Origin of the sequence: Klebsiella sp. Q11, assembly GCF_964241505.1 — a bacterium.
Lineage (GTDB): Bacteria > Pseudomonadota > Gammaproteobacteria > Enterobacterales > Enterobacteriaceae > Klebsiella > Klebsiella michiganensis.
Map to the genome: position 1 here is coordinate 28,876 of NZ_CAXSXW010000021.1, position 12,476 is coordinate 41,351.

Annotated in this window: 12 protein-coding genes; 10 read left to right on the forward strand and 2 right to left on the reverse strand. The window is 59.7% G+C overall.

What is annotated here, in order from left to right:
- Positions 1-32: 32 nt before the first annotated feature.
- Complete coding sequence (locus ACESQ2_RS26025) at positions 33-1,538, reverse strand: FGGY-family carbohydrate kinase (protein WP_373171548.1); 1,506 nt, start codon at positions 1,536-1,538, stop codon at positions 33-35.
- A gap of 53 nt (positions 1,539-1,591) precedes the next feature.
- Entirely contained in the window at positions 1,592-2,341 is a 750-nt protein-coding gene (deoC, locus tag ACESQ2_RS26030; protein ID WP_046876706.1) for a deoxyribose-phosphate aldolase, read from the reverse strand.
- A gap of 54 nt (positions 2,342-2,395) precedes the next feature.
- On the opposite strand from deoC, the gene ACESQ2_RS26035 reads away from it, so the two are divergent.
- From ACESQ2_RS26035 to ACESQ2_RS26080, 10 genes are all read left to right on the forward strand, one after another.
- Positions 2,396-2,608 (forward strand): hypothetical protein, encoded by a 213-nt coding sequence (locus ACESQ2_RS26035; RefSeq protein WP_171820939.1) that lies wholly within the window; start codon positions 2,396-2,398, stop codon positions 2,606-2,608.
- A gap of 96 nt (positions 2,609-2,704) precedes the next feature.
- On the forward strand, positions 2,705-3,505 hold the full coding sequence (locus ACESQ2_RS26040) for a DeoR/GlpR family DNA-binding transcription regulator (protein WP_046876704.1): 801 nt from the start codon (positions 2,705-2,707) through the stop codon (positions 3,503-3,505).
- Positions 3,506-3,614: 109 nt separating this feature from the next.
- A complete protein-coding gene (gene alsE / locus ACESQ2_RS26045) occupies positions 3,615-4,304 on the forward strand; it encodes a D-allulose 6-phosphate 3-epimerase (protein ID WP_046876703.1) in 690 nt (229 codons plus the stop codon).
- 11 nt (positions 4,305-4,315) lie between these two features.
- Complete coding sequence (locus tag ACESQ2_RS26050; protein WP_373171556.1) at positions 4,316-5,257, forward strand: ribokinase; 942 nt, start codon at positions 4,316-4,318, stop codon at positions 5,255-5,257.
- A gap of 36 nt (positions 5,258-5,293) precedes the next feature.
- On the forward strand, positions 5,294-6,628 hold the full coding sequence (fucP, locus tag ACESQ2_RS26055; protein WP_032751147.1) for an L-fucose:H+ symporter permease: 1,335 nt from the start codon (positions 5,294-5,296) through the stop codon (positions 6,626-6,628).
- A gap of 1 nt (position 6,629) precedes the next feature.
- Complete coding sequence (locus ACESQ2_RS26060) at positions 6,630-7,019, forward strand: VOC family protein (protein WP_032694034.1); 390 nt, start codon at positions 6,630-6,632, stop codon at positions 7,017-7,019.
- A gap of 249 nt (positions 7,020-7,268) precedes the next feature.
- Positions 7,269-8,825: a class I adenylate-forming enzyme family protein gene (locus tag ACESQ2_RS26065; protein ID WP_046876701.1), complete on the forward strand. Its 1,557-nt coding sequence runs from the start codon at positions 7,269-7,271 to the stop codon at positions 8,823-8,825.
- Positions 8,822-10,423 (forward strand): acyl CoA:acetate/3-ketoacid CoA transferase, encoded by a 1,602-nt coding sequence (locus tag ACESQ2_RS26070; RefSeq protein ID WP_032751153.1) that lies wholly within the window; start codon positions 8,822-8,824, stop codon positions 10,421-10,423. Before ACESQ2_RS26065 ends, ACESQ2_RS26070 begins: the two co-directional genes overlap by 4 nt.
- Positions 10,424-10,425: 2 nt before the next feature.
- On the forward strand, positions 10,426-11,160 hold the full coding sequence (gene fabG / locus ACESQ2_RS26075) for a 3-oxoacyl-ACP reductase FabG (RefSeq protein ID WP_009654978.1): 735 nt from the start codon (positions 10,426-10,428) through the stop codon (positions 11,158-11,160).
- Positions 11,161-11,171: 11 nt separating this feature from the next.
- A complete protein-coding gene (locus ACESQ2_RS26080) occupies positions 11,172-12,362 on the forward strand; it encodes a thiolase family protein (RefSeq protein ID WP_014226724.1) in 1,191 nt (396 codons plus the stop codon).
- Positions 12,363-12,476: the final 114 nt, after the last annotated feature.

Genomic DNA, 12,476 nt, shown 5'->3' on the forward strand with positions numbered 1-12,476 from the left:
CGCGCGACGCGGCGCTGGCTTACCGTTGCTTATCACTCGGGTCCTGCGCTCAGGGCATCCAGCCTGTCGTATAAGGCGGCGGATTGCCGGTAGAGCGTATCAAAAAGCTCGCTGCAGGCGTGGTAATAATCCCGCAGACGGGGATCCGGCGAAATCAGCTTATCGAACTGCACCGTCTGCCTCACGCCGCTGGCAAAATCCGCGTACAGCCCCGCGCCAACCCCGGCGATAATACCGCATCCGGTGACGCCATTCTCCTGATTGCGCGTAGATAATATCGGAAGATTGTACGCCGCGGCTTTGATTTCAAGCCACAGCGGGCTGCGCGCGCCGCCTCCGGAAGCGATCATTTGTTGCGGATATTGCCCGCACGCCTGCAGCTGGCGCAGATTGCGCCAGGACGCAAAGGCCACCCCTTCCAGGACCGCGCGGAATAAATGACCGCGGCGATGCTTGCGCTGCAGGCCGAAGAACTGCGCCCGCGAATTCGTATGTTCGGCCAGGCGCTCTCCCGTCAGATAGGGAAGAAAGAGCAGCCCTTCCGCACCGGCCGGCACCGCCGCCGCTTCCTGCAAAAGCTGCGGGTGGGTAATCTGGTTATCGGCAAGCGCCAGCCGCGCCCAGCGGACGGCATCGCCGCCGGCGTCGAGAATCGTAAATCCGCCCCAGGCCGCGTTAGCCAGATGAAGGTTATTGACCAGCGGGTGGCGTAACGGCCGCGGCGACACTACGGTGATCAGCGTTGACGTGCCGGTGGAGTCGGACGCCATCCCCGGCTCATATACTCCCGAGCCCAGCAGAGAGGCCGCCATGTCCGACGTACCGGCAACCACCGGGATCCCTGGCGGCAGGCCCGTCAGGCCGGCGGCGCGTGGGGTTACCTGGCCGATAATGTCGCTGGAAAGTTTGAGGTCCGGTAGCTGATCGACCCGCAGGCCAAACGTTTCGCAGGCTTGCGAAGACCAGGCGCGGGTTTCGCTGTCCATCAGGAAATAGCAGGACGCCTCGCTATAGTCGGTCGCCAGGGCGCCGGTCAGCATGAAATTAATATAGTCCTTCGGCATCAACACCTTGGCAAGCTTTGGCCAGCGCTCCGGATGATGTTCACGCCACCAGGCTAATTTGAAAGCGGGCCAGGCCGCCGCGGGCGGATTATTTAAATGCGCCAGCCACGTTTCCCGCCCTTCGCGCGCGGTAAAAGCTTCCACCTGCGGCTGGCTGCGCTTGTCATTCCACAGCAGCGCCCTGTCCTCCACCAGCTCGCCGCGATCGTCCAGCAGGACGGTGCCGTGCATCTGCCCGCAGGCGCCAATAACCGCAATCTGCGCAGCCGTTTCAGGATAGCGGTAAAGCACCTCGCGTATGCAGTCGCAGGCGGCCTGCCACCATAAAGACGGGGACTGTTCTGACCAACCCGCACGCGGCGTGGTCTGTTCATACTCTCTTTGCGCAAAGCCGACCATCGTGCCGTCAACGCGCAAAAGAGCGGCGCGGGTACTGCCAGTGCCAACATCAATCGTGAGTATTTTATCTTTCATCACTGACTCCGGTGACGTCTTAAGGCGGGCCATCAGGCCCGCGGTCTCTCAGTTTAATCGGCGTTCAGCTCGGGAAAGCGTTCCGGGTGCTGCTCCAGTTCAGCCAGCACCTTTGTGACCGCGCCATGGCTCATGCCAAAGCGGCGGACGCCAAGCTGGTACAGGGCGCGCACCGTTGCCAGATCGCGAATCCCCCCGGCGCCTTTGATATCGATTCGTCCTTTAAGCTGGTCGGCAATAATGCTGACTTTTTCCACCGTCGCGCCGGTCGGCGCCCAGCCGGTGGAGGTTTTGACCCACTTCATCCCCACCTCTACGGCGATATCGCACACGCGGCGAATCTGCTCCTCATTGAGATAGTGCGTTTCGAGGATCACCTTCGCCGGTACCGGCGCGGCGGCCTCCACCACGCGGCGCAAATCTTCGCGCACATAGTCATAATCGCCGGATAACACTTTGCCGATATTCACCACCATATCCACTTCGCGGGCGCCATCGGCAATCAGCTGCCGCACTTCCTGAACCTTGGTGTCAGTCGCATGCCCGCCGCCGGGAAAGCCGACCGGCCCGCCAATCATCACCTCTCCTGTCCCCTGCTGCGGCAGCAACGTACTGAGAAAACGCGTCCAGCAGGGCAGAACGTGGACGGAAATAATGTTGTATCGGGTTGCCAGCTCGGCGCAGGCGCGAACGTCCGCTTCGGTACTGGTGGCCTGGACTGCGCTCAGGTCGACTAAACGTGCAAAACGACGGGTTGTTTCATTCATGGTTTTATCCTGCTCTTTGTTTTTAGTTGCTTTCATTTAATGCTCTTAATCGGCTTAAATCCATTTAAAAACGCATCAAATGAAAATAACGTGATCAAATTAGCATTTTTTTATTTTCATTTGCTTTTAATTAGCAGGCAAGAAATGAACGATGCCCTTGATGAACGGGCGCAAACGGGCATAAACGGGCGCAAAGGCAATATTGCATTTATTTTTGTTTGTTTTTGTTTATGCCTGAATAACGGGCGAGAGAGCGAAACCGCTGCCGGATATGACGCCAAAATGCGTACGCTGTCACATTGACCGGCGACAAAACGGTCGCCTTCGCCGGATATTCCGGAGGTCTCAACGCCCTGCGCAAGGGAAAGGTAATCTGATTATGTACTTCAGGAGAGAGCTATGTTGCCGCTGGAACGTCATCGTTTGATTGTTGAACTGCTGGGCCAACGCGGCGTGATGCGGGTGAATGAGATTGCGCAAGCGACTCGGGTCTCCAGGGAAACGATTCGCCGCGATCTGAGCGAGCTGGAACGGAAAGGGATTTTAAATCGGAGCCATGGCGGAGCGCTGGCGGCGGAGAACCCGCTGCCGGCGATCCGAGCGGCGTCTCCCGCCCTGCCGGTCGAAGATAGCCAGGGAAGCTTTCAGCAGAGAACGCTGCTGCACAGCGAAGGAAAAATGCGCGTTGCCCGCAAAGCGCTGCAGTGTCTCCAGCCGGGACAGACCATCGTCCTGGACGGCAGCAGCACCAGCTGGTTTTTGGCCCGGCAGATGCCGGAGATGGCGCTAACGGTTATCACGCCCTCTATCCGCATTTTGCAAACGCTGATGAGCAGACGCTCGTTGCATCTCGTGGGACTGGGGGGCGATTTTTCCCCGACCGAGGAGTCGTTCTTCGGTGAAACCGCCTCACGAACGCTGCGCGAGTACGCCGTCGATACGCTCTTTTTCTCCTGCCAGGGTCTGGAGCGCGATAGCGGTTTATATGCGGGTACGGAAGCCCATGCCGCCCTGTTGAAACAGATGATGCTGGCCGCCCGTCAGACCGTGGCATTGGTCGACGGCAGCAAGCTGGGGCGAACAGGCGTCGCGCGGATCGGCGGATTGGGCGAGCTGGACTGTTTAATCACCGAAAAGTTTGTCGATCCGCTGCTGGAAAAAGAGATGACCTGGCATAACGTCGGGCTACAGATCGCCTGAGTACGCCGTCATGACGTGACGGTGACTACGCGCATTGTCGAAACGCTGCTTCCCGCGGCAGGGCCAGACTTTGCCTGAAATCAGCCACTACCGGAATAAAAGAGGCCTTATGCGTTATTACCTTTCTCCCTCGCTCATGTGTATGGACATGATGAAGCTGGCGGAACAGCTGCACTTTTTAAACGGCAAAGCCGACAGGCTGCACGTCGACGTGATGGACGGGCACTATGTGAAAAACCTGGCGCTATCGGCCAGCTTTGTGGCGCAGATTCGGCCCTATACGTCGCTTCCCATCGATGTCCACCTGATGGTCGAAGAGCCCGCCCCGTTTATCCCGGCGCTGATAGAAGCCGGAGCAGACGCCATTTCCCTGCATCCGGAAACCATCTGCCGCGAAGCTTTTCGGGTCATCAATATGCTTCGCCAGGCGGGGAAAGAGGTGGGGATGGTGCTTAATCCCGCCACGCCGGTTGAGAGCATCCAGCACTATCTGCATCTGCTCGATAAGGTCACGGTGATGACCGTCGATCCGGGCTATGCCGGTCAGCCGTTTATTCCCGAAATGACCGCCAAAATTGCGCAGCTTCATCAGCTAAAAGAGAGCCGCAGCCTCAACTTCTTGCTGGAAGTCGACGGCTCATGCAACCGCAGCACCTACCGTGAGCTGCTGGGAGCCGGGGCGCAGGTATTGGTGATGGGCAGCAGCGGTTTATTCCGCCCGGATATGCCGCTCGAGCAGGCCTGGGAAAAAATGTCCCGGGATCTGTCCGCCGCGCTGCACTCCCCCGAGCACGTATAAAGGAGCGAATGATGTCAGGAAAAGTCTGTGTTTTTGGTTCATTCAATTTCGACATGGTGGCCAGAGTGGAGCGCTTTCCGGTGCCGGGCGAGTCGTTAGTGGCCTGCGGGAGCATGACCAGCGCCGGCGGAAAAGGGGCGAACCAGGCCACCGCCGCGCTAAAAGCGGGGGCGAATGTCCACTATATCGGCAAGATTGGCAATGATACCTTCGGCCATTTTGCCCGTCGTCATCTGAAGAGCGTGGGGTTTAACGCCGTGACGCTGCTGGTCGCCGAAGACGTTCCCACCGGCAATGCGCTGATTTATGTGGCCGGCAACGATGCCGAAAACATGATTGCCGTCGACCCCGGCGCGAATATGACGGTGACCGATGATGAAATCGCCAGCTGCATTCCCGCTATCGGCTGCGCGGATGTGGTGCTGGTTCAGCTGGAGAATAATCTTTCCGCCATTGAACAGGTCGTTGACGCCGCGAAAGCAGCCGGGGCCTTCTTGGTGCTCAATCCCGCTCCCTGGCAGCCCGTTGAGCACGCCTTTCTAAGCAAAGTGGATTTGCTCACGCCGAACGCCACAGAGGCCGGGTTAATGACCGGGCGCCGGGTTGACTCTCTGGCGGCCGCGGCCGAGGCCGCCGATGCGCTGCATGCCCAGGGCGCGCGCAACGTCATTATCACCCTCGGCGCAAAGGGCGCCCTGCTGAGCGAGCAGGGCGTGAAATCCCCTGTTCCGTGCTTTCCTTCTCATCCCCGCGATACCACTGGCGCGGGCGATGCTTTCAACGGCGCGCTGGCGGCGCGTCTGGCCTGCGGCGAGCCGCTGCATGTCGCGGCCCGATTTGCGGCGGCCTACGCCGCCGTCAGCGTCGAAAAGCAGGGCGCATCATCTTTACCGGATTACCAGGAGGCACGAGAACGGCTTTTACGTGCCGCCTCTGATTATGAAATGGCTTAAACCCTACTGTATAAAAACCATTAAGAGGATAGCTCAATGAGTACGCTAATCACGGATAAGGTCGATAAAGCGGCGGTCCACAATGAAAAACTGGACACCAGCGCGTATTTACCGCACACCCCCTGGCTGCAATTTTTACTGGTCTGTTGCCTGTTTGCGCTCTGGGGGATGGCGGGCAACCTGAATGATATTTTGATCGCCCAGTTTAAAAAGGGCTTCGATTTAACGGATACCCAGACGGCGCTGGTGCAGTCGATTTTTTTCCTCGGCTACTTCTTTGTCGCCCTGCCTGCGGCGGCGCTGATTAAGCGTTATTCCTATAAAGCGGCGATTATTATTGGGCTGTGCCTGTACGCCCTCGGCTGTTTCCTGTTCGTTCCGGCCGCGCAGATCATGACCTACGGCGCGTTCCTCGCCTGCCTGGGGGTGATCGCCTGCGGACTCTCTTTTCTGGAAACCTCGGCAAACACCTACTCCAGCCTGCTGGGCCCGATCCACTCCTCCACCCAGCGCATTAACTTTTCGCAGATCTTCAACTCGCTGGGCGTGATTTCCGGCGTGCTGATTGGCCAGGTGATGGTCTTCGGCGAAAACGATCCAAGCCATGAACAGCTGCTGGCGATGCCCGCCGCCGCCGCGGACGCCGCGCGCCATCAGATGGTCGGGCAGGTGGTCGGGCCCTATCTGATTATCGGCTCCGTGCTGGTGGTGCTGGCGCTGGTGTTCGTGTTTATTAAATTCCCATCCTGCAAGGGCACGCCCTCTCAGCAGCAACAGCTCCCGACGGAAAGCATGGGGCCTACGCTGAAACGCCTGTTTGCCATCCCGCGCTTTCGCCTCGGGATCCTGTCTCAGTTTTTGTACGTCGGCGCCCAGGTTGGCGTATGGAGCTTCACGATTCGCTTTGTGCAGCTCGTGCAGCAGGGCACCAGCGAGCACTCCGCGACTTACTGGCTGCTGGCTTCTCTGGTGATTTACGCCGTGGGTAAAACCGTGGCCACCTGGTTGATGAACCGCCTGAACCCGGCGCTGCTGCTCGGTACCTTTGCCCTGGCCGCCACCGCCCTTTTACTGGTTGCCGTATTCAGCAGTTCAATGCTGGCGGTCTATGCGCTCATTCTGGTCAGCTTCTGTATGGCGCCATGCTGGCCGACGAACTTTGGCCTGGTCATCAAAGGGATGGGGAAAGATACCCAGACCGCAGGCTCGATCGTGGTGATGTCGATTATCGGCGGGGCCGTTATTCCGCTGGTGATGGGCATTATCTCGGATATGAACGGCGGCAATATGCAAATCGCCTTTATCGCCCCACTTGTGTGCTTTGTGTATGTCGCTTTCTACGGCTTCTGGTGCGTGCGTAAGGGGGTATAACATGCGCGAACTGATCAACACGATTGCTCATATTGGCTATCAGGTCAGCGACTTAACGCGTTCGCTTGCCTTCTATGAACCGCTGGGCTTTCAGCGCCAGCAGCGGTTTAGCAAACCGTCGCCGCAGGGCGCTATTGAAGTCGCGTTTCTTGAAATGGCGGGCGCCGTCCTCGAGCTGTACCAGCTTCCCGAAGGAACGCCTTTTGACGCCCCTCGCTGCGGTATCGATCATCTGGCGCTGGAAGTCAGCGATCTGGATGCGGTGCAGCAGCGGCTGGCAGCGCTCGGTTATCCGCTCGATGAAGGGCCGATTGAGGAAGAAAATGTGCGCTTCCTGCTTATTCGCGGCCCCGATGGCGAACGGCTCGAGTTCGATGCCTTTAAACGCTAAACGGCCGGGCTGATCCCCTTCTCCCTTTTAGGCCCGGTTAACACGGGTCTAAAAGTGGGCTTCATCAGGCTTTACAAAAGCCTGTCTGCTTCCAGATTTTCTCTCCCCCAACCGGCCTCTCCTGCCTATTGTGCAATGTTACAAAATTGCTTCTGTTTTGTTGATTTTCTATTGTGAGCCATTCGGCAATTTCCTCTCCTGAATTTCCCCAGACTACTTCCAGTCAATACGCAATATCAGGAGAGACAAATGAGCAGCACCTCCGCCGACTTCCAGAATCTGTACCAGGCCCTGAGACACAGCGCCGCCCGCAGCCCGGATGCCCTGGCGCTGGCGTTTGAGGATCGGCGCTATCTGTACCGCGATTTTCACCTGCGGGTACAGCGAGCGATGGCGCAGCTTGACCAGGTCTGGTCGCTGCGCAAAGGCGATCGAATCCTGCTGGCCTGGGGGAATCATCCCGCATTTTGCGAAGTCCTTTTTGCCGCGCTTGGTCTGGGCATCGAAGTGGTGCCTTTCAGCACGAAGCTTAAGCAGGCCGAAAGCGAGGAGCTGGTGGGCCATATCGCCCCGCGGGTCGTGCTGTTCGATGCGACCGTGCAGGACTGGCTGAAAAACACCCCCGACGCGCGCGCGGTTTCGCTCAGCGAATGGCAGGCGCTCACCCTTCCCGAACCGCTGACCCGCCAGCCGGTCCCGGTTAACCGCGACGATACGGCGGTGATGATGTTCACCTCCGGTACCACCGGAGAACCGAAAGGGGCGATTATCACGCACAATAACCTGCTCTGCGCGATTGACGCCTATACGCAAAAACTGAATCTCACCGCCGCGGATAGCACCATTCTGGCGGTACCTATCTATCACATCACCGGCCTGTCGGCGCTGCTGGCGCTGTTTATTAGCCTCGGCGCGAGCATCTGGCTGCAGCACCGGTTCAACGCCCCGCAGGTGATCGGCACCCTGCGCGAACAGAACATTACCTTTCTGCACGGCTCGCCAACCATCTTTATCCTTCTCTGCCAGGCGGCACGCGAGCAGAGCGCCAGTCATCCAGGCGATTTCCCCGCGTTACGCACGATTGCCTGCGGCGCGGGCCACCTGAGCGATGGACTGATCAACGAGTTAAAAACCCTGTTTCCGCATACGGCGATTCAGCCGATCTACGGGCTCACCGAAACGACCTCACCCGCGACGATTTTTCCGGGCGACGTCTGGGGCAGCGATAAATGCGGCAGTTCGGGCCAGGCGATCCCCGGCCTCGCCATTACGATCCGCAACGATCGCCAGCAGCTCCTCCCCGCCGGGCAAATCGGGCATATCTGGCTAAAAGGCGACGTGGTGATCCGCGAGTACTGGCAGCACAGCGAACGACGCCCGAGCTGCGATGCGCAGGGCTGGTTTTGTACCGGCGACCTGGGCTATCTCGACGATGAAGGCTGGTTGTACATAAAAGACCGCAGCAAGGACATGATCAATCGCGGCGGAGAGAAGATTTACTCGCTGGAGCTGGAAAACATTCTCTCTACCTATCGGGGAGTGCGGGAAGTTGCCGTCATCCCGACCCCCAGCCCGATCTATGGCGAAGAGCCGGTGGCGTTTATCGTGCCGGACGGCCAGCACCACCTGACCAGCGAAGAGATCCTCGGCTGGCTGAAGGTCAAAATCGCCCGCTTTAAGCTGCCGGCGCGCATTATTTTCACCCGCGTTTTACCGCGCACCCATAACGGAAAAGTGAGCAAACAACAGCTCAAAACGCGCCTCGCGGAATCCATCATCACGCTATCAACGGAGGATAAAAAGTGAGCAGCAAATTTATCGACGCCCATCAAGCGGCCCAGCGGGTCGCCAGCGGCGACACCGTCTGCACCGTCGGGATGACGCTTATCGGCGCGGCGGAGTCCATTTTAAGCGCTATCGAAGCGCGCTTTCTGACCGCGGGCGAACCGCGCGACCTGACGCTGCTGCATGCCGCAGGACAAAGCGATCGCCAGCGCGGCATCCAGCACTTCGCCCACCCGGGTATGGTAACGCGGCTTATCGGCTCGCACTGGGGCCTGGCGCCGCGCTGGATGGCGATGATCAACAACAACGAAGTGGAAGCCTGGTGTCTGCCGCAGGGGCAGATCGTCCATCTCTATAGCGCGATGGCCGCCGGGCTTACCGGGCGGCTTTCCCCCGTCGGGCTCGGTACCTTTGTCGATCCGCGCATGGAAGGCGGGCGGATGAACGCCCGCACCCGCGAACGGCCCGATCTGATCGAGCACGTGACGTTTCGCGGCGACGAATATCTGTTCTACCCGGCCATTCCTCTGGACGTGGTCATTGTGCGCGGCACCCATGCTGATGAAGAGGGCAACCTCACGACCGATGAAGAGGTGATGAAGCTGGAAGTTCTGCACGCGGTTCTCGCCGCCAGACGCTATGGGGCGAAGGTGCTGGCGCAGGTGAAATATCGCGTGGCGAAAGGCTCGCTGCATCCGAAAAGCATCACCGTTCCCGGCAACCTGATCGACGCCATTGTGGTATGCGAAGAGCCGCAGATGGATCACCGCCAGACCTCCAGCTGGGACTTCGATCCGGCGCTGTGCGGCGATATCCAGCTGCCTGCCGCGCAGAACGCACCGCTGCCGCTCGACCTGCGCAAGCTTATCGGGCGGATTGCCTGCCGCTATCTGACGCCCGGCTGCGTCATCAATCTCGGCACCGGCATTCCTAACGATGTTATTGGCGCCATCATTCACGAAGAACGGCTCGGCGAGCAGGTCACCATCACCGTGGAGTCAGGGATCTACGGCGGGCAGCAGGCGGGCGGCGTTGATTTCGGCATCGGTCGTAACCTGAGCGCGATGATAAGCCACCAGGATCAAATGCTCTATTACAACGGCGCGGGGGTCGATATCACCTTTATGGGCGCCGGCGAGATGGACCCGCACGGCCACGTCAACGCCACGCGGCTCGGCGCATCCTGCCCCGGCGCGGGCGGTTTTATCGATATCACCCAGAATGCCCGCCACGTCGTGTTCTGCTCCTCTTTTACCGCCAAAGGGCTGGAGATCGCCTGTGAACAAGGGGCCCTGCATATCCGCCGCGAAGGCGAGGTACGCAAATTCGTCGCCGGGGTGAATCAGGTTTCCTACAACGGCGAGCTGGCCCGCGCCAAAGGACAAACCATGCATTACGTCACCGAACGGGCGGTTTTCGAACTGCGCCCGGAGGGGCCGGTGCTGACGGAAATCGCTCCCGGTATCGATCTTGAGCGCGACATCCTGGCGCATATGGATTTTCGTCCGGCGATCGCCGCGGATCTTCAGGTTATGGACAGTCGCTTGTTCACCCCGCAGCCTTGCGGCCTCGCGGAACATCTGTCCCGGAATTCATCCTCTGACTCACAAGGAAATTAGCTATGAAACTTGCCAGTAAAACCGCCATTGTTACCGGCGCCGCGCGCGGTATCGGCTTTGGCATTGCTCAGGTGCTTGCGCGGGAAGGCGCGCGAGTGATCATCGCCGATCGCGACGCGCACGGCGAAGCCGCCGCCGCGTCCCTGCGCGAATCGGGCGCACAGGCGCTGTTTATCAACTGCAATATCGGTGAAAAAGCGCAGGTCGAAGCGCTGTTTTCCCAGGCCGAAGAGGCGTTTGGCCCGGTGGATATTGTGGTGAATAACGCCGGAATCAACCGCGACGCCATGCTGCACAAACTCTCCGAAGCGGACTGGGACACGGTGATCGATGTCAATCTGAAGGGCACTTTTCTCTGTATGCAGCAGGCCGCCATCCGCATGCGCGAGCGCGGCGCGGGCCGCATTATCAATATCGCTTCCGCCAGCTGGCTTGGCAACGTCGGACAAACCAACTATTCGGCGTCAAAAGCCGGCGTGGTGGGGATGACCAAAACCGCCTGCCGCGAACTGGCGAAAAAAGGCGTCACGGTTAACGCCATCTGCCCGGGCTTTATCGATACCGATATGACGCGCGGCGTCCCGGAAAACGTCTGGCAAATCATGATTAACAAGATCCCTGCGGGCTACGCCGGGGAGGCGAAAGACGTTGGCGAGTGCGTGGCGTTTCTGGCGTCCGACGGCGCGCGCTATATCAACGGTGAAGTGATTAACGTCGGCGGCGGCATGGTGCTGTAAGGAGAAAAACGATGACACAGGCTAATGATATTGTGGTTGTCAGCGGCGTTCGTACCGCTATTGGCACGTTTAACGGCAGTCTTAAGCATACCCACCAGCACGATCTCGGGGCAGCGGTTATTCGCGAAGCGATCGCCCGCGCCGGGCTTGCGCCGCAGGATATCGATGAAACGATCGTCGGCAACGTCGGGCAAATCGCCGAAAGCGGTTTTATCGCCCGCATCTGCCAGCTGCGGGCGGGGATCCCGCAGGAGAGCACCGCGTATTCGGTTAACCGCCAGTGCGGCTCCGGGCTTCAGGCCCTGGCGGACGGCATGATGCAGCTGCAAAGCGGCCAGGCCGAGGTGGTCGTCGCCTGCGGAACGGAAAATATGACTCAGTTGCCCTACTACCTGCGCAAAGCGCGCGATGGCTATCGCATGGGCCACGGCGAGCTGGAAGATGGACTGATCTCCATCCTTACCTGGCCAGAAGGGCCTTATCACAACGGCATCACGGCGGAAAACGTTGCGCAACGCTTCGGTATCTCTCGCGAAGCGATGGACGATTTCGCCTGGTCGAGCCAGCAGAAGGCGCTGAAGGCGATCGCTGAGGATCGCTTCCGCGAGCAGATTCTGGCCCTTGAGGTACCGGACGGCAAAAAAGCGACCCGCCTGTTCGCGACCGATGAACACCCGCGCGACACCCCGCGCGAAAAGCTCGCCGCGCTGCGTCCGGCATTTAAAGCCGACGGCGTGGTGACGGCGGCCAACTCCTCCGGCATTAACGACGGCGCGGCCGCGCTGGTGATGATGACCCGCCAGCAGGCGGAACAGCGCGGCTTAACCCCGCGCATGCGGATTCGCGGCTGGGCGGTCGCCGGCTGCGGCGCGGAGATTATGGGGTTTGGCCCCTCTCCCGCTACCCGACGCCTGATGGACCGTCTCAATATGGATGTTCACGCCATCGATTTAATTGAACTCAATGAGGCCTTCGCCGCCCAGGCGCTGGCGGTGATGAACGATCTGCGTCTCGATCCAGCCCGCGTTAACGTCAACGGCGGCGCGATCGCCCTCGGCCACCCGGTGGGCGCCAGCGGTGCGATCCTGCCGGTCAAACTGATGTATGAAATGGCGCGCAGCGGCGCACGCACCGGTCTGGTCACCATGTGCATTGGCGGCGGCCAGGGGATTTCTATGCTGTTCGAGCGCGAAGGCGCTTAGGAAAAGACGGCCCGAAGTGGGGCTTCGGGCCGGGCGTCGTTCGGGTCAGCACCCGGCGACAACCTGTGAGCTGACGAACGGGATCGACGCGATCCCGGCAAGGCTTCTGACCAC

What these genes read in the sequence shown, in the direction of transcription:
- ACESQ2_RS26025 (WP_373171548.1), bottom strand. Translation starts at nt 1,538, where the DNA reads ATGAAAGATAAAATACTCACGATTGATGTTGGCACTGGCAGTACCCGC.
- deoC (WP_046876706.1), bottom strand. Translation starts at nt 2,341, where the DNA reads ATGAAAGCAACTAAAAACAAAGAGCAGGATAAAACCATGAATGAAACA.
- ACESQ2_RS26040 (WP_046876704.1), top strand. Translation starts at nt 2,705, where the DNA reads ATGTTGCCGCTGGAACGTCATCGTTTGATTGTTGAACTGCTGGGCCAA.
- alsE (WP_046876703.1), top strand. Translation starts at nt 3,615, where the DNA reads ATGCGTTATTACCTTTCTCCCTCGCTCATGTGTATGGACATGATGAAG.
- ACESQ2_RS26050 (WP_373171556.1), top strand. Translation starts at nt 4,316, where the DNA reads ATGTCAGGAAAAGTCTGTGTTTTTGGTTCATTCAATTTCGACATGGTG.
- fucP (WP_032751147.1), top strand. Translation starts at nt 5,294, where the DNA reads ATGAGTACGCTAATCACGGATAAGGTCGATAAAGCGGCGGTCCACAAT.
- ACESQ2_RS26060 (WP_032694034.1), top strand. Translation starts at nt 6,630, where the DNA reads ATGCGCGAACTGATCAACACGATTGCTCATATTGGCTATCAGGTCAGC.
- ACESQ2_RS26065 (WP_046876701.1), top strand. Translation starts at nt 7,269, where the DNA reads ATGAGCAGCACCTCCGCCGACTTCCAGAATCTGTACCAGGCCCTGAGA.
- fabG (WP_009654978.1), top strand. Translation starts at nt 10,426, where the DNA reads ATGAAACTTGCCAGTAAAACCGCCATTGTTACCGGCGCCGCGCGCGGT.
- ACESQ2_RS26080 (WP_014226724.1), top strand. Translation starts at nt 11,172, where the DNA reads ATGACACAGGCTAATGATATTGTGGTTGTCAGCGGCGTTCGTACCGCT.